This is a genomic window from Pseudonocardia sp. T1-2H (assembly GCF_038039215.1).
Lineage (GTDB): Bacteria > Actinomycetota > Actinomycetes > Mycobacteriales > Pseudonocardiaceae > Pseudonocardia.
Genome location: NZ_JBBPCL010000001.1, coordinates 5,160,667 through 5,181,999, shown reverse-complemented (window position 1 = coordinate 5,181,999; position 21,333 = coordinate 5,160,667). Strand labels below are relative to the sequence as shown.

The window sequence follows — 21,333 nt, the reverse complement described above, 5'->3', positions numbered from 1 at the left end:
TATGCGCTCGCCGCGGACATGGGGGATGGGGTACATCTCCACGCACCACGCGGACATCCTGCGCAACAACTCTCTCATCAACCTGCACACGCTCGACGCCGCGCGGATCAACGGCGTGCAGCGGTACCTGTACAGCTCGTCGGCCTGCATCTATCCCGAGTACCGGCAGACCGAGACCGACGTGGTGCCGCTGAAGGAGAGCGACGCCTACCCGGCCCAGCCCCAGGATGCCTACGGGTGGGAGAAGCTGTTCACCGAGCTGCTCTGCTCCTATTACGCCGACGAGCACCCGCTGCAGACCCGTATCGTTCGGTTCCACAACATCTACGGGCCGTTCGGTACCTATGACGGCGGCCGGGAAAAGGCTCCGGCGGCGATCTGCCGGAAGGTCGCGCTCGCCGAGGACGGCGGCAGCATCGAGATCTGGGGCGACGGGGAGCAGACGCGGTCGTTCTGCTACATCGACGATTGCGTCGAGGGCATCTACCGAATCATGCAGTCGGACTACGCCAAGCCTCTCAACCTCGGCACCGACGAGATGGTGTCCATCAAGGAGTTGGCGCACGTCGTCACCGAGGTGGCCGGCAAGCGGGACATCGGCCTGGAGCGAATCCCGGGTCCGCAGGGGGTACGGGGACGCAACTCCGACAACTCGCTGCTGCGCAAGGTCCTCGGGTGGGAGCCGACGACGTCCCTGCGCGACGGGCTCGGCCCCACCTACCGGTGGATCGAGAAGAGGCTGACCAGCGATGACCACGCCTGATCACTCCGACCCGGCACCGACGGACGGTCCACCGCGGGTCGACGTGCTCGGGGTGAGGGTCAGCTGCTTGACGCTCGACTCCGCGGTCGAGGAGGTGACGGACTGGGTCGGCCGCGGCGAGCACAAATACGTGTGCGTCACCGGCGTGCACGGCGTGATGGAATGCCAGCGGGACCCGCAGCTGCTGCGGATCCACAATGGGTCGGGCCTGACCACCCCGGACGGCATGCCGATGGTGTGGTCCGCCCGGTGGGCCGGCCAGCGCGAGGTCAGCCGCGTCTACGGTCCGGACCTGATGCTGGCGATCCTCGCCCGGGCGGTCGAACGCGGCTGGTCGTCCTTTTTCTACGGTGGCGGTCCCGCGACCGCGGAGCTGCTCGCGGACCGGCTCACCACCTTGTTCCCAGGGCTGCAGGTCGCCGGCACCTCGACGCCGCCGTTCCGGCCGCTCACCCCGCAGGAAGATGCGAACATCGTCCAGGTCATCAACGACTCCGGTGCCCAGCTGGTGTGGGTCGGCCTGAGCACACCGAAGCAGGAGCGCTGGATGGCGGAGCACGTGGGGAGGCTGCGGGCCAACGCCCTGTTCGGAGTCGGCGCCGCCTTCGACCTGCACGCAGGCACCGTCCCTCAGGCTCCACGGTGGATGCAACGCAGCGGACTGGAATGGACCTACCGGCTGAGCCGGGAACCGCGGCGACTGTGGCGTCGCTACCTCCGGAACAACCCGGCCTTCGTGCTGAACGTCCTGGCCCGCCCGCCGCGACTGGCCCAGACCACGCCCGGATCGTCCGACACGGTCGGGTCCGGCATCACACCGGGAGTACCGCAATGAGCGTGACGGCTCAACAAACAGCCGCCAAGCCGGCCTTGGCGATCGGCGACGTCGTCGAGGTGAAACCGGCACAGGAGATCCTCGCCGGGCTCGATGAGCGGGGTGAGCTCGACGCCCTGCCGTTCATGCCGGAGATGCTGCAGTTCTGCGGTCGGCGCTTCGTCGTGGACAAGATCGCGTTCAAGACGTGCGACACGGTGACCTGGACGGGCCTGCGGCGGATGACGGACACGGTGCATCTGGCGGGTGTTCGCTGTGACGGTCAGGCACACGGCGGCTGCCAGGCGGGCTGCCTGGTCTTCTGGAAGACCGCCTGGCTCACCCGCATCTCCGGGCCGAGCCAGAACGGGCGTGCGGCGCAGCCGACCGCGCAGCGGCTGACCGTGCCGGAAGAGTCGACGCCTGAGTCGCCGGTGCAGCGGCAGTCCGGCACGAACGCTCGTCCGACAGCGCCGCATGTGGCCGGGCGGTCCGGGTGCACCCGGGAGCGGCTCACCGAGGTGGCCTTGGGCGCCTGTCGCCCGCGGGACGCCGCGGCCGCGTCGGACCCGCCCGTGTACTCGTGTCAGGCCACCGAGCTGACCCGCGCAGCGCCCGGCGGGATCCCGTTCTGGGATGTACGGCAGTACGTGCAGGACGTCAGGACCGGCAATGCTCCCGCGGGTCAGGTCCTGCGGGGCATCGCGATCGGGGCCTTCAACCTCGTGCAGGACCTGACGCGTCGCAAGCTGCCCGAGAGATTCCGGGTCCGGGATGGTCGGCGCTACCCCTTCATCCACGGCACGGCGGACAACAGTCCCGCCGAGAAGCTCGACCTTCAGCCGGGCGAGTGGGTCAGGGTCAAGTCCCTCGAACAGATCAGCGCGACCCTCAAACCCGACAACTGCAACCGCGGACTGTCGTTCGACGCCGAAATGCTCAAATACTGCGGCCGGACGGCGCAGGTGCTACGTCGGGTGGACCACATCATCGACGAGCTGTCCGGTCAGATGCTGACGATGAAGACGCCCTGCATCGTCCTGGCCGACGTCACCTGCACTTCTGACTATCACCGAAGCTGCCCGCGCGGCATCTACCCGTACTGGAGGGAGATCTGGTTGGAACGAGTCTCGGCACCCCTGAGGACATCACAAGCAGTGGACAGAGCCTGAGAGTTCGACGTGCAGTTGGCACTCGACGACCGGGCGGGCCCGGCATGGCTGCTGACGGGCGCCGTCCGCGGGGCAATGGTGGCATGATGCCGCCCGCTGAGCGCCGCAGGGGCACGCCGCACGGATGGTCGTTGGCGCTCAGCCCGCCGTTGGCCCTGGTCGCCGGCGTCGCCACCTCGTTTGTGGTCGCGCTCCTGGCCGCCCTCGTCTGGCACACCCGCTGGCCGAATGCGGTGGACGCGGAGATGATGCGCTGGCAGGAGGCCGTCAGGGTCCAGGGCGACGGCATCGCGACGGCGATCGCACACGCGGTCGGGCCATTAGTGGTGCTGGCCGTGCTGGTGGGCGCCGCGCTGGCCTGGTGTGCCAAGCGGTGGGACGCGGTGGTGCTCGCCCTCGTCGCTGCTCCCGGCGCCCTCGTCATCGAGCTGTTGCTCAAGCAGGTCGTCCACCGCCAGCGACCGGAGGGCGCGGACCTGCTGTACCCGTCGGGCCATGTCGCCGTCGCGACCGCGGCGGCTGTGACCGCTGTGCTGGTGCTCAGGGCCACGCTGGCACCACGGAGGACGAGAGTGCGCGTCGCCTGGCTGGCGGGCTCGCTCGTCGTCGTCATCGCCGCGGCACGTCTGGTGCAGACTGTCCACTACGTGACCGACGTCGTCGGCGGCGCCGCCCTCGGCCTCGCCGTGACCTGCTGGGTGGCGCTGGCGATCACTGCTGGGTGCCGGTCAGGCTACTCATAACGGCTCGATCGCGCCCTTGCGGGACGACGTGGCGCTCCCCGGCCGGCCACGACGAACGCCCCTCCGCGCGAATCCCCTTCCCGGTCCGGAGACCGTCTCAGACGCAGAGGCCAGCAAGGTCAATCTTCGGCACACGCTCAGCCGGTAAAGGCATACCGCCGACCTGCCTCGTCGCGTAGAAATTTGGTCCGGGCGGCGCCGCGGGATCATTATCGCCGGCATAGGCAGGATGGTTCTGCGCCTCCTCCAGACTGACAAAGCGGAAGCCCATCTCACGATAGAGGGCGAGCGTGCGCGGGAACATGCGTGCATCGAACGAGCCGATGTGGGCGACTAGCACGTAAGGGATGTCGCCACCGTAGATCGCCTTGGCTATTTTCCGCGACATCTCCGCACTGTAGCGGACGGCGTCGAGCCAATCCTCCTCGAGCTTCGCGATTTCGGTCTGATCACCCTTGGCGGCGCAGCGCGTATAGGCGTCATTATACTTCCAATCGTCGAATTCCATCGTGGCGCCCGCGATCCTGTAGCCGTGAGAGGCGAGATATTGGCGGATTGCGAACCTTTTGGCTGGGTCGTCGCCCTCGGCGAGAAACGGGTAGCGGAACCAGTGCCAGTCGCCGCGCGAAATCTTTTCGAGCAACGGCTCGTTGCGTGCGATCTCCTCGCCATAGGCTTCGGCGGTGAGCTCGTTGGGATTGGCGTGCGTCCAGGTGTGATTGCCGACCGGAAACGCGTCGGCCCAATATTCGAGCGCGGCCATGGCGTCCGGGTTCACCTGGGCAGGCGAGCCGTTGACGAAGCCGTGAGCGGGAACGCTCTCCGCTTTGAGCGCGGCGACCAGGCGGCGGCTGAGGTCGAGCCGCGTCTCGCCCGGCGCCATCCCGCCATGGGCAGGAATGTCGTCGACCGTGACCGCGATCACCGGCTGCCCGCCGGACAGCGCCGTGGCCTCGGCCTTGAGGGTAGGCGCGGGCGCGCAAGCGGCAATGACAGCTACGAGCGTAACCATCGCGCAACTCGTGATTCTCTGGATCATCGTTCTCCCGGGCCGCGACGTGGAGGTTCTGATCGGGGCCGTCACTTGGCCTTCGCCGACGGCTGCTGGTCTCGCCTTCGCGCGATCCTGGCCGGCGCCGACCCTGGCCCCAGAGCGCTCGGCCGGCTGCGCCCGCCTGGCTCCGAGCGCACTGGCCACAGCACGACCACGGTCAGCACGAGCAGGGCGGCCACGGTCGCCGAGAGGGAGCCGCCAGTCGCTCACCCCGCCCCCTTCCCGTCCATGGCCCGACCCGGCACGCCGGGGTGCCGGTCCCCCACCCGGTACCTGAGCGCGCCACGCAGCCGCCCGGCGTACTCGGCGGCGACCGAGATCCACTGGCCGCGCCGGTGGCGCGGGCCGAGTAGGTAGTGCAGCCTGGTTGCGAGCCACATACCGCGGCTCAGGGCGCGCCCGAGCGCGCCGCCGCCGTCGTCGACCGCGTGCACCGCCGCCGCCTCGGCGGGCAGGTCAAGGGCGCGCAGAAAGGCGAAATCACGCAGGAGCCGCTCGGCGTTGATGCCGACCGCCCAGGCCTGGCGGGCGGTCTGCCGCAGCCCGGTCCGATAGCGGACGCGGACGACGGCGTCGGGGGCGAAGCCGAGGCGGTAGCCGGCCACCTGGGCCCGCCAGCAGAGCTCCACGTCTTCCGCACCGGCCTCGTAGTTGCCCGACCAGCCGCCCAGGTCGCGCAGCACCTCGGCCCAGATGGCGAGATTGCCACCGCCCGAGTAAGGCAGGAGCCAGGACCTAAGCCCGTCCCTCGGGTAGGCCCCCCCGTGCCAGGAGCGCGTGGCCTCGTCGTTGAGGGGCTCGGCGTCGAACCATCCTCCGACCAGGTCGTAGTGTTGAGCCGCCGCGGCCATCGCGCTGAGCCAGCCCGAAGCGACGACGTCATCCGCGTCGCAGTAGGCGAGCAGCTCGCCCCGTGCGGCCCACGCCCCGTCGTTGCGGGGGGCGGCGTGTCCGCGCCGCCGGCCCTCGACGACCGTGCAGGCCGGCAGGCGCTGAGCATAGCGGCGGGCGATGTCGGCGGTGGCGTCGCTCGAGCCGTTGTCGACGACCAGGACCTCCCAGTCGCCCTCGTAATCCTGCCCGGCCAGGGCCTCGAGTTGCTCGCCCAGGGTCGCGGCGGCGTTGTAGGCCGGGATCACCACGCTGATCGACCGCGGCCGCGGTCGGCCAGCGTGCCCTGGTGGGCTGGTCGCCTCGGTCATGACCGGCCGTTCCGGTCGGCGGGTAGGGTAAATGGCCCGGCGAGCTCGTGGGCCGGGGGCGGCATCAGGCCCGGCCGGCGGCCGGCCAGGGGCATGGCCGCCATGGCCAGGGCCAGGCCGGTGACAATGCCCTGCTCGCTGCCGGGGATCCAGGTCACATACCAGACCACCTGCATGGCCAGCAAGGCTGGCATTATGCCGACATCAAGCAGACCGGGGGCGGGAGTCGGCGTCCGCCACAGCGCCCGCATCACCCCGACGGTCAGCACCAGCAGGGCGATCAGGCCGGGGATACCGGCCCGCATCATGGTCTCGATGTAGAAGTCGTGCGGGTGCGAGGTGACCTTCGAACCGTCGATCTCGCGGGCGAAGCTACTGCCGAACGGCTCGCCGAGCACCCACGACACCGGGTTGTGGACCCAGCCGCCGACGAGCTCCGACCAGCCCTGGACGCGCCAGGTGAGGTTGCCGGTGTCCTCCTGGGTCACCGGTTGTTCAACGCCCTCCTGGAGCCCGCCCACGGCGACGAAGCCCACGACCGCCAGCGCGCCGCCCAGCACGACCAGGGTCAGCGCGCGGCGGCCCAGGCGCCGGTCGCGCAGCATCACCACAGCGATCCCGACTAGGACCGCCAGCCAGGCTGTACGGCGGTTGAGGGCGATCACCATCAGCAGCAGCACGACGCTCAGCACGCGCTGCCAGCGCGACTGCTGCCCGCGCAGCCAGGCCGGGATAGTGAGTACGAAGGCCTGGGACAGGAAGAAGACGTAGGGTCCGTCGAGGACCCTGATGGCGGCGTCGGCGCCCCACTTCGCGGCCGGAATGCCCAGGTGGAGCCCGGCGAAATTCTGCAGCCAGCGCAAGCCTGCCAGCAGCATCATGGGCACGGTCATGACCAGCCAGATGCGGCCGATCCGGGCCGATAGCCCCGGGAGCGGGGCGAAGGTCGAGAAGTACAGGGTGGCGCCGAAGAAGAACAGGTACTGACGGACGTCGTTGACCGCGCTATGTATTCCGAAGGCGGCCGCCCCCCGCAGCAGCGAGACGCCGAGCACGACGCCCAGGAGCAGCAGCCAGCGCTGGAAGCGGTCGAAGCGCTTCAGGCGCAGGACCCGAGCCAGGGCGGCGACCATGATCGAGGCGGCGACCAGGTCGGTGACGTACAAGCGCGTCTCGCCAGGCAGCTGCAGCGCCGGTACCTTGTCCACGAAGAGCGCCTGGACCAGGATCGTGGCGAACAGCATTGCGGCCGCGACGTCGGCCCGCTTGAGGAGCACCTCGAGCAGGACCAGGCCGGCCGCCCCGGCGACCAGGAGCACAACGCCCAGCAGGGCCAGGACGGTCACGGGTTGCCTCCTCTCGCCGCCGGCGCCTCCGCCCCGAGGACCAGCCGGGCCAGTCGCCAGCGCACACCGCCGGCCGCGCCCAGCAGGGCGGCCGCGTCGAGTCGGAGGCTCAGCTCGCGGCGGATGGCCGGCAGCGGGCAGAGCCTGATGCACAAAGCCAGCGCGAGCATCCCGACACACATTTCGGTCGCCAGGACCAGGATCGCGGGGGCATGGCCGGTCAGGGGGGCCCGCACGGCCGCGACGGCCAGGGCGACCCCGGCGCTGGCGAACGCCGCCGGCAGGTGGGCCCGCCAGACCTCACCGGGGGCCAGTCTGAGGACCCGCCGGGTCAGACGCAGGTAGCACACATAGCGCAGTACCTCTGCGCCGGCCACGGCGGCGCCGATCACCCACACCCCGTGGCCCCTGAAGGGCACGGCCGCCAGCAGCAGCAGCAGGGCCAGGGCGACCAGGTAGGTCACCTGCACGACCAGGGACCGGTTCAGCTCGGCGCGTGCCTCGGCCAGCAGCTGCGACAACTGGGAGGCGACGTGGCAGCCGCCGGCGATCGCGAACCAGGGGACCAGCCCCGGCACCAAAGTCCATTGTGTACCGAGCACGACCAGAACGAGCTCCTGGGCGGCGACAGCCATACCGGCGCACACCGGGAAGAGCACGACGCAGGTGATCGACAGGACGCTGAGGAAGGCGCGGCGCAGGCGGACCAGGTCCTGCTGGATACGGCTCAGAGGGGAGAACAGCACGGTGCTCAGTGCCTGGGCCAGGTAGTTGCCCAACGGCTGGAAGACCAGATAGTAGGCCCGGCTGTACTGGCCGACGACCGCGGTGCTGGCGATCCGGGTGACCGTGAAGGTGTCGATGTTGCCGCCGATGTAGTCCATGAGGTAGGCGCCCGAGAGGCGTGCCCCGTAGCCGCACACCGCCCGGTACGGCTCCCAGCGCAGCACGGGCCGGACCGGGTGGCGCAGGAGCGCGTACTGCAGGATCGACTGCACGGCGGTGGCGGTCACCGAGGCGGCCACCAGGCTCCACAGTCCCGCCCCGAATAGGGCCAGGCCGACCCCGACGACGAGGTAGGCGAACACGTAAGTGGCCACCGCGACCAGCGACAGTGCCCGGAAGCGCAGCTGGCGGCGGAGCAGTCCGTTGCCGGTCTGCGACCAGCCCATGAACACGAACGACACCGACAGGCCGCACAGGATGGGCGGCAGCGTCGGGGCATGGAAGAGGGCGCCTACGGCCGGGGCGAGGACCCAGACCACCGCCATGCAGATCAGCCCGATGGCGATGCCGGCGGTGGAGGAGGCCCTGATCTCGTCGTCGGACAGGTCCGGCTTCTGGATCACGGCCGAGGCCAGTCCCATACGCGCGAAGTACTGGGCGAACAGCACGACCAGGTTGGCCATGGCCAGCAGGCCGAAGTCGGCCGGCTCGAGGAGCCGCGAGATGGTGGCCGTGTAGACCAGGTTGGCGACCACCAGCGTGGCTGTGGCCAGGTACGACCAACTCAATCCCGACGCGGTCTGGGCCGTCAGGTTGGTCCGTCGCCCGCTCGGACCGGCCGCCTCGGGCGGCTCTAGGTCGGCCATCTCATGCCGACCTGCCGCCGTTCGCGGACGGCGACGCCGCGGTGCCGGCACCGGCCCGGCTGCGGCCGAACGGTCGGGGCCGCGCCATCACTGCCGGCATCGTCCAGGACGGTCTCCCGCCCCAGTGGCGCAGCAGGCCCCCGGCGGGCGAGCCCCGACCGGCGCTGCCGCTGCTCGTGTAAGCGCGTCGCGGCGACGCGCGGTTTAGCACGTATCCGATCAGCGGGGTGTTGGTGAAGCCGAGTCTTTCGCGAGCGCGCCGCAGGTCGGCCAACGAGGTGCCCCGGTCGACCACCAGGAGAATGGCATCGGCCTGATCGGCGATCGTGACGGCCTCCGACACACCGAGCAGCGCGGGGGTGTCGATCAGCACGAGGTCGGCCGGCTCACCCGAGAAACTGATCATCTTGCCGAAGGCCGGCGACCGGAAGAAGAGGGCCGGGTGGTGCCCGTTCCGCTCGCTCGGCCCGATCTGCAGCACCGTTCCACTGCTGGCAACCGCCGGGCACTCGTCGCCGTCGTGACCCGTGCCGATCACGTCGAAGTGTCCGTTGTCGCGACTCAGCTTCGACAGCCGTCGCGTGCGCTCGTCGGCATCGACCAGCAGCACCCTGCAGCCTTCCCGCCTGGCCGCGAGCGCGACGTTGAGGACGGTCGTGGTCTTCCCGTCGCCCGGCCCCGCGCTGGCCACGGCGACGACCTTGCCGCCCACCCTGGAGAGGGCATGCTCCAACGAGGCCAGTACGAAGTGGTAGGCCTCCGCGGCGACCGGATCCAACTCGTCCGGCGTCGACGATGGTCCACCTGTCCCACTCGGGTTCACGCCCAACCGCGGCGTCTCGCCGAGCAGCGGAACCCCGAGGACCGCCCCGGCATCGCCCTCCGCCTCGACGCGGCGGTTCCGCCCGGCCGCCCACCACGCCCAGCCACCGGCCGCGATCAACCCGATCGCCGCGCCTACCAGGGCGAGCATCAGTGGCGTGGGCTGCGACGACGCAACCGGTGGAACCGCCTGCTCGAACGATTCGACCCCCGATCCGTACAGCGCGGTCTGGGCAGCGACGTTGTCCTCGTGGACCTGCAACGCGCCGATCAGATTGGCCACGTGCAACCCCCTCTGCTCCAGGATGGCTTGCGCCGGACCGCTCGCCTGCGTGGCCTGCGCTCTGAGGGAGTCGAACTCGGCCTCCCGTTGGGCCCTGACCAGCCTCAGTCGCTCGGTCACGGCAACGGACTCCGCGGCAATGCGCTCTCCGGACACCTGCTGGTAGGCAGTACCGACGGCGTTGGCCAGGTCCGCGGCCTCGACGGGGTCGCCCGAGGTGGCACGGATCGAGATGGACGCGAGATCGGCTGAGGGCGCCACCGCCACGAAGCGCCTGAGGTCCTCGGGTGTCCCGCTGAGATTGAGGAGTTGCAGCGCCCGCCCGTACACCTCGTCTGAGCCGGCGAGCCCGGCCTGTGTGGCCATGAAGACGGCGTGGTCGCCCGACTGGGGGGTGGACTTGTCCAGGGTCAGGACCTCGGCGCCGCCTGGATCGCGCAGGTACAGGCTGGCCTGCGCCTCGTATTGGGCCGGAAGCAAAAACGATGCGGCGAACCCTGCGACGGCGACGAATGCTGCCACGGCCACGATGACGAGCCGGTATCGCCACAGCGACCTGACGAGACCTGGTCCGCCGACCCAATTGCTGTTCCCGTCCGGCCCCGATGGTGTCTCGGACACTCTGAACTCGCGGTTACCTTCCACCGAACCCCCTCCCGGTCTGAAGGACTCGCACCCCGGGGACCAGGGAGGTGATGGCATCGATCCCGATTACCGCGCGGACGTAACCCGGCTCCCACGATCTGCGCGAGGAGCGGACCACGAGTGACCGGATCGGTATCGGCCGGATTCCGTCGGTTCTGGCAACGCTCATGCCCTGACCCTCTCCGCCCTGCGTGCACTCCCCCCATTGCTCGTCCAGTGGTGCCGGAGCGTGAGCGTCCCGAGGCCGAACCACCTGAATGGACCAGGCGAAATGAGGAACACACAGCTCATCGTCGTGCACGTGCGGGCGGGACGGATCGTCAATTGAGCGGTGTAACTGCAGGTGAAGGGGTTACATGCGTCAGGCGGTGAAGCCGCCGCCGAAGGCGATCTCGAAGGCGTTGAGTGCTGGTTTTCCAACGCATCATCAAACGGCGGTGGCCCTCGGCCGAGCGCGACGAGCACGGCCGCCGGCTGGGGGTGCGCAACGGCTCTCACCAGCCTCGGGAGGTCCTGACCAGCGCCGGCGCGGTCGAGGTGGTCGCACCGCGGGTGAACGACCGCCGCAGCTCGGCCGGGTTGTCGGCGTCGGTGATCACGAAGCTGGCCGAGACCTGTAAAGCCGAGCAGCGCACCTTCTCGCAGCGGGATCTGTCGCACGTGGACTACGTCTACGTGTCTGTTCGAGGCCGGCAAGCTCGTCGAACGGCCCGACGAACACCTACAACCCGAAGCCGCCTAAAAGATCTTCATTCACAAGTATTGACGATTGCTCGTCGGCCAACCGTCGATCAACTGTTCCTCGATCGCGTCCAACCCGCTCTCGCCCGGGTCTCATCCGCAACGTCAGAGGCATCCACAGTGGCCGAGTCTGCGGCCGTCATGTCAGTCATCGGTGCTGCTTCCATGATCAGGACTTAGGTCGATCTTCTTGCAGTCCCCGACACGCCGACTTCGTAACAGACACTTCGACGCCGAGATCCGCAAGGTCCTCTGCTCGACCAACGCGATCGACTCGGTCAACTCCCGGATTGGCGCGCGGTCAAGGCCGGCGGGCACCTCCGCAACGAGCAGGCGCCCTGAAGTGCGTCTACATGGCGATCATGAGCCTCGATCTCACGGGACCGAGCAACGCCGCTGGACGATGCGCTCGAAGCCGGCCCTCAACGCCTTCGAGATCTCCTTCGACGGCCGCCTCGCCGCCGAACGCAAGTAGTCCCACCAATAGCAGTTGCACCATTGCTTGACAATCCCCGACCGGCTCATGGCCAGCCAATGCTTGTTCGATTAGGCTCAGGCGGGGCGCAGATCGCCAAGCGGCGAAGAGTCTACTAGCGCCAAGCCTGCTGACTAGCATGTCGACTGTGCGACCTTGTGGCAGAAGGAGGTCCGTTCCACGTGCGTCCTGCCGCTGACGTCCCGTTGCTGATGATCGCGTTCAATCGTCCGGAGAAGACTCAGCGTGTGTTCGAGGCTGTTCGGGCTGCAGCCCCCCGGCGGCTGTACCTTGCCGCTGACGGGCCTCGTGCCGACGTCCCCTCAGATGTTGATCGCTGTGAGCGCACGCGCCGGGTGCTTGACGACGTCACCTGGCCCTGCGAGGTGCAGCGGCTGTACCAGCCCGGCAATCTCGGCTGCAAGCGTGGCGTCGGCGCTGCGATCGACTGGTTCCTCGCCCACGAGGACAGCGGCATCATTCTCGAGGATGACTGTCTGCCCACTGTCGACTTCTTCCCTTTCTGCGCCGAGCTGCTCGAGCGGTACCGCGACACCCCCGAGGTGATGATGATCGGCGGGCACAATCCGCTGGGGACGTGGGGCGGGAACGAGGCCAGCTACCTCTTCAGCCGGACGGCTCCGATCTGGGGATGGGCGACGTGGCGGAGGGCGTGGGCTCGGTACGACCCGACGATGACCAGATGGGGGGAACCGGAGGCGCGTGCGCTGGTCCGGTCGAGGATGCCGCTCAGCGAGTACCGCATCACCAGCCAGAAGTTCGACGGTGTCTATGAAGGCCGCCTCGACTCCTGGGGCTTCGCGTGGACGCTGGCGCTTCTGATCAACGGGGGGGTGTCGGTGATGCCCGCCAGGAACGTCATCACCAACATCGGTTTCGACAGCGAGGCCACCCATACCAGGCGCCCGTCGCGTCGCGCGGGTGCCGTTCCCGCGCATCCGATCGAGCGCCCGCTGCGGCATCCGCCGTCGACGACCCCGGACAGCCGGTTCGAGCGTGCGTTGTTCAAGAACAACTTCCCGCTCGGGCGACGGCTGGTCGCCACGCTCCCACCACCCGCCCAGTATCGGTTCCGCGAGGCCGTTTACCGCCTGGCTGCTGCGGCAGAGCGACGCGGGCCGCCATGACCGTGAGCCCGCTGGAGGACCCAGCCGTCGACGAGGTCCGGGGCCGGCCTGCACGTCGCGGATGTCGCGGACACCTCCGCTAGGCTGCCCAGAGCGGGATGGCGGCCGCGGTCGTGAACGCGAGCCGGACCGGCAGCCACTTGGGCGACGGGCCGAGCGCCCTGACCGCCGGGAGACGGAACAGCTGCAGCACGTCCCTGGCCTCGGTCCGCCGCCGCACTCGCAGGCGGCGGTAGGCACCGGCCAGGATGAACTGATGCATGAAGTCTGCCTGCCAGCGCCGCACCTCGCGCTCAGGGACGACGCCGGAAGCGACGGCCCGGTCGAACACGGTGCCGAGCGTCTCGATCGTGCGTGGGTTCCACATGCCCATGGTGGCCGCAGCCTCGTGGATCGTGTATGCGCAGGTGGTGACGGGCAGGCAGCGTACGCCGTGGCGGGAGAACAGCCGGACCCACATGTCGGTGTCGGCCGCGTCGCCCACCTCGAGCTCGAACAGGCCCGCCTCGACGAGCGCAGCCCTGCGTACGACCACCATCGGTTCTCGCACGAAGGAGGAGTTGCGTAGTAGCCGCCGAAGCGCCTCTCTGGGCGACAGGTACTGCTCCCGCTCGAAGATCTGCTTACGCCGCGTGACGCCATCGGCATCTACGATGTGAGCCCCGAACACCAGGACCTGCTCCTGGGGTGCCGCGCGGCGGAGGCCGTCGATCATGGGCTGTCCGCACCTGGGCAGCATGAGGTCGTCGTCATCCAGCTGTTGGACCCACTCGCCGGTGGCCAGCTCCGCTGCGCGGTTCATGTTCTCGACCAGCGTCAGGGCCGGACGGTTCCGGACGTAGCGGTGGCCGCCCGGCCAGTCCTTGAGCAGACGCTCCACCACGTGCCCGCTGGTGTCGTCGTCCGAGCCGTCCGAAACAGTGATCTCGACGTGTTCCGCCACCGGCGCCATCGCCGTGACGAGCGAGCGCAATGCTCGTTCGAGCAATTCGGGACGGTTGCGGGTGGGCATGGTAATAGAAAGGACAGCGCTCGCCACGACAAAACCTCCAGACAAGGGATTCGGTGACCGGAAGGCGAAGTGTCGGTGTAAAGGGCAACGATATCCGGAGCACGGTGGAATGTCGCAGAAGGGCCTTCCTACCATGCCGTCCGGCGAGGTCACAAGGCGTTCGGCATGCTTGCCTCGATCTTTCGTAACGTCCGTACTGTGATCTTGGTTGCCGCTGGTGATCACGCCGGCGCGTTGTTCTCAGGTGGGCAGGGGTGATTTCCGGCCCTGCGGTCGGCCGCTGCTCCGAGGTTCCTGGTCCTCGGGCGGTGGTGTGGTGGTCATGGGGCAGCGAGCGCTGCGAGACGCGTGTGTGGTGGTGATGATCTCGGCCCGGGGCCAGTTGGTGTCGGTACGCAACTGGCGCCGGCGGGCGGCGTGCACGATGCGTCCGGGGACGGCCAGGATGTGCAGCCGCAGCCGTCTGGGCTCGTAGCTGTCGGCGGTGACGGGTAACGCGAGGCGGGCGCACCAACAGGCCAGCAACTCCTGGGCGGGTGCGCTGATGGCGACACAGATCAAGTCGGCAACGCGGCGCGCAGGATTGGTCACCGGTGGCGGTCGAACACCGATACGGCGAATCGGGTCATGGGCGTCTACCACCCTCTCTACTCGCAAGCGGCCGGCTGGATGGTGTTGCCGGTAAAACTGATACCTCGGTCTGCGAGGTCGGTGCCGTCGTCGGCCGCCACCCCGGTGGGGTACCCCCCGTCGCCCGTGGCGCAGATCAAGTTGTCGTGGACGTGGAAGCCGGTAAGCAGGTGGGGAGGCGGCGTCGAGTCGGGCCGGTCCTGCTGGATCCCGGTGATCCCGTTGTAGTTGCCGGACAGGCGATTGCCGTAAACCTCGACGTTTGAGCTGGAGGCCCCCGTTATGCCGCCGCCCCAATACCAACTCGAGGCGCCAAATCCGTTGCGGTAGACCCAATTGTTGCGGATGACAGCACCCTGGCTGATTTCGTAGAAGATCCCCTCCGCCCGGTTTCCCTCGACCAGGTTGTTTTCGATGAGCGCGTCGTGGGCGTTGATGTCGGCCCAGAGCCCCTTGCAGGCGTTGTCGTGGACATGAGCGTTTCGGACAGTGACCTGCCCGACGTCCCACTTCATGCCCCCGCCCTCGAAGTCGCAAGGGGCGTGGAGCGTGTGATTGTGGGCCAGCTCCGGCCCGTCCAGGGTGGCCGGATCGCCGTCGAGGCCGTCCAGGATGATCCCGGTGGTCGCGTTGCCGCCGATCCCCATTTGGTCGTTGTCGTTGTAGTGGCCACCGAGGATCTTCATGCCATCGGAGGCCAGAAGGCCTGCCCAGGAGTTGTGCAGGGCCGACACGTTACGGACCACCCAACCGCTGGCACCGGGCTCCGGCTGGATGGCTGCGCCTTGCCTGCCGCTCTCGTAGTCCCGCACCGTGATCGAGTCCAGGGTCACGTTGCTCGCCCCGCCCGAGAATGCCGACGGGAGGCTCCGTCCGCCGTCCAGCACGGCGCCCGGCTCACCGCAGAACCGGTCACCCGACTTCGGCTGGACGCTGAAGTTCCGCAGGTGGATACCAGCCTTGACGATGTACGTGGTGCCGGGTCGGTGCCGGTTCACCACGCTCTGGGCGTCGTCCCCGGCGCCGATCCCCACACCGCCTTCGCTGAGGCATGTCGAGGCGGGCAGCGGCGGTTCCGTCGTCGGGGCCGTGCCGGGCACCTGCGGTGGACGTGGTGACGGGCCGAGCGCCTGGTCCAAGAGGGCGACCGCGACGACCAGGCCGAGCACCAGGGCCCCCGCGGCGAGGACCCACCGGCGCGGCAGGTCTCTTTTGGGCCTGGGGGGTTGCGTTGTCACGGAGCCCCGCTGGGGCGGCGCCGGCTCAACCGGCCAGCTGCTTCGTGAGGTGGTCGGCCGAACGGAGGGCCAGCTCCACAACGGTGAGCGTCGGGGTGCAACATCCGTAGGTCGGGAACACCGAGCTGCCCGCGACGTAGAGGTTCCGGACGCCGTGCACCCGGCAGTCGGCGTCGACCACCCCCACGTCTGGGTCGGTGTGCCTCCGTGTAGCGCCGAGGTGGTGGAAGTTGCCTCCAGCAGGGCCAGCGGGCGCTCGTCACCCAGCACGAGCTCGACATGGCCGAGCCCGGACCCTGCGACGCCTTGCCGATGGCCTCCTGCGTCGCCCGGATCGAGGCGCGGCCCGAGCCGGCCGGGCGCCGGTCGACCCGGGCGCCGGGCAGGCCGAACCGGTCGCGCCGGGTGCCTAGCGCCACCCGGGAGTCCGGCGTAAGAGCCTGCTCGCCCCGGACGCGCAGGGCGAGGACGCCGCGGGCGTCGTCGGGCCGGATCAGGCGATCACGAGCGAAGGCACCGAGGTCCCCGAGGTCACCGTCCGATCCCTTCATCGTTCGATAGTTGCGCCGACCCCAAACGTACCCGCGGGAGGGCGGTAGATGAGAGCCCGAACAACACGCATTGAGCAGGACCGTCTACCGGATGCCTCCATCACCAGCCGAACCCCTCAAGCCGCACGCCCGAGTCGGCAAAAGCTACATCCGCGAGAAAGTTTCGGCCATCGAGCACGAGGTCGCCCTTCATGACTCGGCGTAATGCGTCCACATCGATGTCGAGGAACTCGGACCATTCAGTAGCAAGGACGACTGCGTCGACGCGATCGGCGGCATCGTATACGTCGGTCGCGAGCCTTATCGCCGCGAGGTCGTCAGGTAGCTTCTTCACGACGGGGTCATAAGCGGAGACGATACTTCCGGCCGCGAGTAGACGCCGCGCTATGTCCAAAGCAGGTGCGTCACGCAGGTCGTCGGTACAGGGTTTGAACGCCAAGCCCAGGATGGCAATTCGGCGACCCTTGAGTACACGGAGTTCCCGCTGCAGCTTGCGGATCGCTGCGGCGCGTTGCATCTGGTTCACGTCTACGACTGCGTGCAGCAACGGCGGCGCGTATCCGTATTCCTGGCCGGTCGCCACTAGGGCAGCGATGTCCTTGCCGAAGCAGGAGCCGCCCCATCCGATCCCGGGTGACAGGAATGCCGGACCGATGCGATGATCCGCGCCGATCGCCGGGAGGACCTGGCGGGCGTCCGCACCGACCAGTTCGCACAGGTTGGCGATCTCGTTCGCAAAACTGATCTTGCATGCCAGAAATGCGTTCGCCGCATACTTGATCATCTCTGCCGACTGGAGCTGCGTCATGATCAGCTGGGGCTTTCGGGTCCTTCGGCCGCCGGTAAAGGCCTGATCAAGCACTGGCTGGTACAGCTCCGCTACTCGATGAACTCCTGCATCATCGCCGCCGAGCACTATACGGTCCGGATGTAGGAAGTCTGCGACGGCGGAGCCTTCGCGGAGGAACTCCGGGTTCGAAACCACGTGGAAAGCTGAGCGTCGATCGGGCGGCAGTGCGTCTTCCAGCATCGTGCGTGCCCAGTTGCCCAGCCCTACCGGTACGGTCGACTTGTTGACCACCACGCTGTTCGGACGAAGGTGCGGCGCTAGAGACTTGACGGCAGCCTCGATCTGGACGAGGTCCGGCATGCCGCTTGCTGACGGTGGCGTTCCGACGCATAAGAAGACGAAATCGGCGTCCGCAAGTGCATTCGTGGGCTCGTCGGTGAATCGTAGCCGGCCTGTTGCCAGGGCGGATGTCAGCAACTCCGGGAGCCCCGGCTCATAGAACGGAACCTGTCCGCGATTGAGCTGCCCCGTCTGCACGGGGTCCGTGTCGAGTCCGCAGACGTCGTGGCCGAGCGCCGCAAAGCAGGTGGATGTGACCGCCCCGACATATCCTGTACCAACAACAGCGATCTTGTGACGCTTTTGCTCATGCGCGATCTGAGCTGATGCCAATATTGCCGGACTCCGGACGGTGGTGAACCCTAAATCTAGGAGGTCGGGGCGATCCCTGAACCAGCTGATGGTCCTCTTGAGCCCGTCCTCCAGGCTCACCGTGGGCTCCCAGTCGAGTTGACTGCGCGCCACATTGATCTCTGGCTGGCGCACCGACGGATCGTCTGTAGGACGGTCAACAAACGCGATGCGCGACGACGATTCGGCAAGTTCACGAACGATCTCAGCGAGCTTCAGTACCGATAGCTCGTGGGGGTTCCCGACGTTCACCGGCCCGCTCAAGTCCGAGAAGAGTAGCCGGAGTGTTGCCTCGATCAAATCATCGACGTAGCACACGGAGCGCGTCTGACTTCCGTCGCCGGCAACGGTGATGGCCTGTTCTGTCAGGGCCTGGCGCACGAAGGTCGGAATAGCGCGACCATCGTTCGGCCGCATGCGGGGGCCGTAAGTATTAAATATCCGCATGATTGCAGTGCTCACGCCATGGCGTGTGCGGTACGCTGTCGTCATTGCCTCTGAGAAGCGTTTTGCCTCGTCGTAGCACGACCGCGGTCCGACGGGATTAACGTTTCCCCAGTAGGTTTCCGGCTGGGGATGCACCAGCGGATCGCCATAAGTTTCGGACGTTGATGCCAGCAGATAACGTGCGCCCTTCTCCTTTGCAAGGCCCAATGTATGCATGGTGCCGATGGAGCCGACCTTGAGAGTTTGAATGGGAAGGTCGGCGTAGTCGATTGGCGATGCTGGCGAGGCAAAGTGCAGTACGAAATCGACCGGACCGGGAACGGATATGTAGTCAGTGACGTTGGCTCGCACCAATCTGAATCCGTCATATCCCTGCAGGTGTGCAACGTTGTCCGGTGTGCTGGTCGAGAAGTTGTCAAAACATACTACGTCAATATTTTCGCCGAGCAGTCGCTCCACAAGGTGCGATCCCAGAAATCCCGCACCCCCAGTCACTACAGCACGCTGCCTCATAGCAGTGAACTCCGTTCCCCTCTGAGGAGTTGAGACAAGAACAAGCTTCTCGTATCAGCTGGGCTCTCTGGTGTTTGCTTGAACCTGCCGCCGTATCGGGCGAAGGTTGTCCGATCAGAACGGGCTCTCCGGGCTCTTCGGAACTGGGCGGCGAGGCGTGCTGTGATCAGCACGGGACAGCCGGAGCGGCAGGATGGTCGGCAACAGACTGGCAGTCTGGCCGTAGAAAAACCGCAGCTCACTCGGGGTCCTCCATCTGTGCCCCTCGGTCGCACAGACGGCGCGCAGCTCACCGAGTGCGTCTGCAGAGGCATAGGTATCCTTCGGTGCTACTGATTGATCCAAACCGTGTGTGACACTGCATACGCAATTCGTGACCGATCGAAGCACGAACGGGCGTGCGGTCTGGTGCTCGGCTCGGATCGGGGACGCGCTGTGTTACCTATCGCGGCTCGGTCAGCCGATTCGTCACCTGCTTGGGCTAGTATTGATCAAGGGTCGATGCGGTCGGCAACTGACGATCACCGGCCTATTCTGCTCGGACCGGAATGCGGACAAATGACTCGTCGGGTCAGTTTGGAGCCCGGCGTGCCGCCACCGTCCCACGCGATTCCGGCAGCGTGAACTAGATCAGCTCGGCGCCATGAGTCGATCAATTTCCTCTGCCTGACGAGCAGGAAGCGAGTGGCTCGGCCAGTGAGGGTGGAATCGATCCAGCAGCAGCTCACCCACGCACCGCGATAGATCCTTTCGCTGATCACCTTGGTGCGTGGCGGCAGGGCTGCGAATGTGCAGTCGCGATCATCGGCCGGTCTGCTTCGGGTCGGGCCTGAAGGCCGTGCAGGACGCTCGCGGGGGCATAGACATGCGCGAGCCCTTGGTCGTCGAGGATGGTTCGTCATATGCTGTCCGAAAGTTGGCGAGCGAAGCCGGGCGTCCACGAGCACCGTCGAAACGCTGCCGCGGGCACCTCGAGCAAGACCGGCCTCTCCCACTCCGGATCGCCCGCCGACCCCTCCCAACGTTCTGTATCTGGACTGTGACTGGCTGTCTTGGATGAAGCTTTCTGGACGAAGACCATGAGATTCAGCGATCGCTCGGTCGATTCGCCTCGACCCGCGTCTCGTCGAGAACGGACGACTCGCCGTCGGCGCGATGATCATGTGGAAGTCGCGACTCCTCCGTGGACGAAGAGTCTTCCGGTCGGCCAGGACCAGTGTGGGGCGAGCCCGCACTGGCAGGGAATTGCTCAAACGGAGACGCGGAGGATCACTGATGACGGGTGTGAGTTTCGAGCGATCGAATGTCTACCAGGATCGCTTGCACGACCTTGTTCCGGGTGGGGCTCATACCTTCGCCAAAGGCTCCGATCAGTACCCGGAGAAGATGGCTCCGATCCTGGTCCGCGGCCGCGGAGCCCGGGTCTGGGACGTTGACGGAAACGAGTTCGTCGAATATGGCATGGGTATGCGCGCGGTGACTCTCGGGCATGGCTACCAGCCCGTGGTGGATGCGGTCCGGGCTGTGTTGGACGACGGAATATCGTTCACCCGCCCAACAGAAGTGGAGCTCGCCGCCGCAGAGGACTTCCTTCGCCTGGTCCCCTCGGCCGACATGGTCAAGTTCGCCAAGAACGCCTCGGATGCGACCAGCGCTGCTATCCGGCTCTCCCGGGCCGCCACTGGGCGCGACCTCGTGGTGATGTGTCGCGACCAGCCGTATTTCAGCTCACAGGACTGGTTCGTCGGGACTCTACCGATCAATACCGGGGTCCCGGAGGCGATCCGGGCGCTCGTCCGCTACTTCGGATACAACGACCTCGGCTCACTACGGCAGACCCTTCGAGAGAACGAGGGGGAGGTTGCCTGCGTCATCATGGAGGCGGCCACCGGGCAGACGGAGCCCGCGCCGGGTTTTCTGGCCGGCGTCCGCCAGCTGTGCGATCAGCACAACGTCGTACTGATCTTCGACGAGACCATCACGGGGTTTCGCTGGGCCGCCGGCGGAGCGCAGTCGGTCTACGGAGTAAGGCCCGACCTCTCGACATGGGGCAAAGGTATGGGCAACGGCTTCCCCATCGCCGCGCTCGCCGGGCGCCGTGAGCTAATGGAGTTGGGCGGGCTGAAGACCGACCGACCCAGGGTCTTCCTGCTGTCGAGCACCCACGGAGGGGACGCGATGTCACTGGCTGCGTTCCGCGCAGTGGCGCGCGCCTACACCGAGACCGACCCGATCGCCACGATGGAGCGGCAAGGCGCAGCGCTGGCCGCCGGCGTGAACTCCGTGGCGGCCGAGGCCGGCGTCGCCGCGCACCTGTCGGTCGTCGGGCGACCGGCGTGTCTGGTCTTCCGGACGACTGACGCGAGCGGAGCCCCGTCGCAGGCGATGCGCACCTTGTTTCTGCAGGAGATCCTGCGGCGAGGGGTCCTCGGCCAGTCCTATGTGATCTCGGCGGCGCACACCGACGTCGACGTCGAACAGACCGTAGAGGCTGCTCGTGGTGCCGTGGTCGCCTACCGGAAGGCCCTCGAGACCGGCCGGCCGGAGGACTTGTTCAGTGGCCGCCCCGTGGCGCCCGCGCATCGTCTGTATGCAAAGCCCCGGGGCCTGCGCCCGTGACGATGCCCACCGCCGAGATGTGAAGCGCCGTTTCCCGTACTGC

The 21,333-nt window shown here is 67.5% G+C and carries 16 protein-coding genes and 3 pseudogenes; 8 read left to right on the top strand and 11 right to left on the bottom strand.

Annotated features, from left to right (window positions below; genetic code table 11):
• Window positions 1-25: 25 nt before the first annotated feature.
• The 4 genes from WBK50_RS25560 (at window position 26) to WBK50_RS25545 (ending at window position 3,492) form a co-directional block, all read left to right on the top strand.
• A complete protein-coding gene (locus WBK50_RS25560; protein WP_341338045.1) occupies window positions 26-763 on the top strand; it encodes an NAD-dependent epimerase/dehydratase family protein in 738 nt (245 codons plus the stop codon).
• Window positions 750-1,598, top strand: coding sequence for a WecB/TagA/CpsF family glycosyltransferase (locus WBK50_RS25555; RefSeq protein ID WP_341338044.1), 849 nt, complete (start codon window positions 750-752; stop codon window positions 1,596-1,598). The genes WBK50_RS25560 and WBK50_RS25555 overlap by 14 nt, the downstream gene beginning before the upstream one ends.
• On the top strand, window positions 1,595-2,749 hold the full coding sequence (locus WBK50_RS25550) for a hypothetical protein (RefSeq protein WP_341338043.1): 1,155 nt from the start codon (window positions 1,595-1,597) through the stop codon (window positions 2,747-2,749). The genes WBK50_RS25555 and WBK50_RS25550 overlap by 4 nt, the downstream gene beginning before the upstream one ends.
• Before the next feature lie 83 nt (window positions 2,750-2,832).
• On the top strand, window positions 2,833-3,492 hold the full coding sequence (locus tag WBK50_RS25545; RefSeq protein ID WP_341338042.1) for a phosphatase PAP2 family protein: 660 nt from the start codon (window positions 2,833-2,835) through the stop codon (window positions 3,490-3,492).
• Between the two features lie 97 nt (window positions 3,493-3,589).
• Here WBK50_RS25545 and WBK50_RS25540 read toward each other — a convergent pair whose 3' ends face one another.
• The 5 genes from WBK50_RS25540 to WBK50_RS25520 all read right to left on the bottom strand — a co-directional run bounded on the left by WBK50_RS25540 (window position 3,590) and on the right by WBK50_RS25520 (window position 10,493).
• Window positions 3,590-4,531, bottom strand: a complete 942-nt coding sequence (locus tag WBK50_RS25540; protein WP_341338041.1) for a polysaccharide deacetylase family protein — start codon at window positions 4,529-4,531, stop codon at window positions 3,590-3,592.
• 221 nt (window positions 4,532-4,752) lie between these two features.
• Window positions 4,753-5,748, bottom strand: coding sequence for a glycosyltransferase (locus WBK50_RS25535; protein ID WP_341338040.1), 996 nt, complete (start codon window positions 5,746-5,748; stop codon window positions 4,753-4,755).
• A complete protein-coding gene (locus WBK50_RS25530) occupies window positions 5,745-7,094 on the bottom strand; it encodes an O-antigen ligase family protein (protein ID WP_341338039.1) in 1,350 nt (449 codons plus the stop codon). The genes WBK50_RS25535 and WBK50_RS25530 overlap by 4 nt, the downstream gene beginning before the upstream one ends.
• The gene (locus tag WBK50_RS25525) at window positions 7,091-8,686 is read right to left on the bottom strand and encodes a lipopolysaccharide biosynthesis protein (RefSeq protein ID WP_341338038.1); all 1,596 of its coding nucleotides are present in this window, start codon (window positions 8,684-8,686) and stop codon (window positions 7,091-7,093) included. Before WBK50_RS25525 ends, WBK50_RS25530 begins: the two co-directional genes overlap by 4 nt.
• 1 nt (window position 8,687) lies before the next feature.
• Window positions 8,688-10,493, bottom strand: coding sequence for a polysaccharide biosynthesis tyrosine autokinase (locus WBK50_RS25520; RefSeq protein WP_341338037.1), 1,806 nt, complete (start codon window positions 10,491-10,493; stop codon window positions 8,688-8,690).
• Between the two features lie 399 nt (window positions 10,494-10,892).
• Here WBK50_RS25520 and WBK50_RS35405 point away from each other — a divergent pair.
• The 3 genes and pseudogenes from WBK50_RS35405 to WBK50_RS25505 form a co-directional block, all read left to right on the top strand.
• A pseudogene (locus tag WBK50_RS35405) lies at window positions 10,893-11,126 on the top strand (IS256 family transposase); the annotation flags it as partial.
• Window positions 11,127-11,403: 277 nt separating this feature from the next.
• Window positions 11,404-11,652: pseudogene (locus tag WBK50_RS25510) on the top strand (transposase); the annotation flags it as partial.
• A 182-nt stretch (window positions 11,653-11,834) separates the two neighbouring features.
• Window positions 11,835-12,800 (top strand): hypothetical protein, encoded by a 966-nt coding sequence (locus WBK50_RS25505; RefSeq protein ID WP_341338036.1) that lies wholly within the window; start codon window positions 11,835-11,837, stop codon window positions 12,798-12,800.
• A gap of 79 nt (window positions 12,801-12,879) precedes the next feature.
• Here the strand turns inward: WBK50_RS25505 and WBK50_RS25500 are convergent, their stop codons facing one another.
• From WBK50_RS25500 to WBK50_RS35400, 6 genes and pseudogenes are all read right to left on the bottom strand, one after another.
• Complete coding sequence (locus WBK50_RS25500; RefSeq protein WP_341338035.1) at window positions 12,880-13,839, bottom strand: glycosyltransferase family 2 protein; 960 nt, start codon at window positions 13,837-13,839, stop codon at window positions 12,880-12,882.
• Between the two features lie 213 nt (window positions 13,840-14,052).
• Window positions 14,053-14,403 (bottom strand): hypothetical protein, encoded by a 351-nt coding sequence (locus tag WBK50_RS25495; protein WP_341338034.1) that lies wholly within the window; start codon window positions 14,401-14,403, stop codon window positions 14,053-14,055.
• Between the two features lie 56 nt (window positions 14,404-14,459).
• Window positions 14,460-15,611, bottom strand: a complete 1,152-nt coding sequence (locus WBK50_RS25490) for a right-handed parallel beta-helix repeat-containing protein (protein WP_341338033.1) — start codon at window positions 15,609-15,611, stop codon at window positions 14,460-14,462.
• 94 nt (window positions 15,612-15,705) lie between these two features.
• A pseudogene (locus WBK50_RS25485) lies at window positions 15,706-15,900 on the bottom strand (GMC oxidoreductase); the annotation flags it as partial.
• Window positions 15,901-16,331: 431 nt separating this feature from the next.
• Window positions 16,332-18,671, bottom strand: coding sequence for a UDP-glucuronate decarboxylase (locus WBK50_RS25480; protein WP_341338031.1), 2,340 nt, complete (start codon window positions 18,669-18,671; stop codon window positions 16,332-16,334).
• Between the two features lie 521 nt (window positions 18,672-19,192).
• Window positions 19,193-19,834, bottom strand: a complete 642-nt coding sequence (locus WBK50_RS35400; RefSeq protein WP_445942302.1) for a dTDP-4-dehydrorhamnose 3,5-epimerase family protein — start codon at window positions 19,832-19,834, stop codon at window positions 19,193-19,195.
• 112 nt (window positions 19,835-19,946) lie between these two features.
• Between WBK50_RS35400 and WBK50_RS25475 the strand changes: the two genes are divergently transcribed.
• Window positions 19,947-21,290: a glutamate-1-semialdehyde 2,1-aminomutase gene (locus WBK50_RS25475; protein ID WP_341338030.1), complete on the top strand. Its 1,344-nt coding sequence runs from the start codon at window positions 19,947-19,949 to the stop codon at window positions 21,288-21,290.
• Window positions 21,291-21,333: the final 43 nt, after the last annotated feature.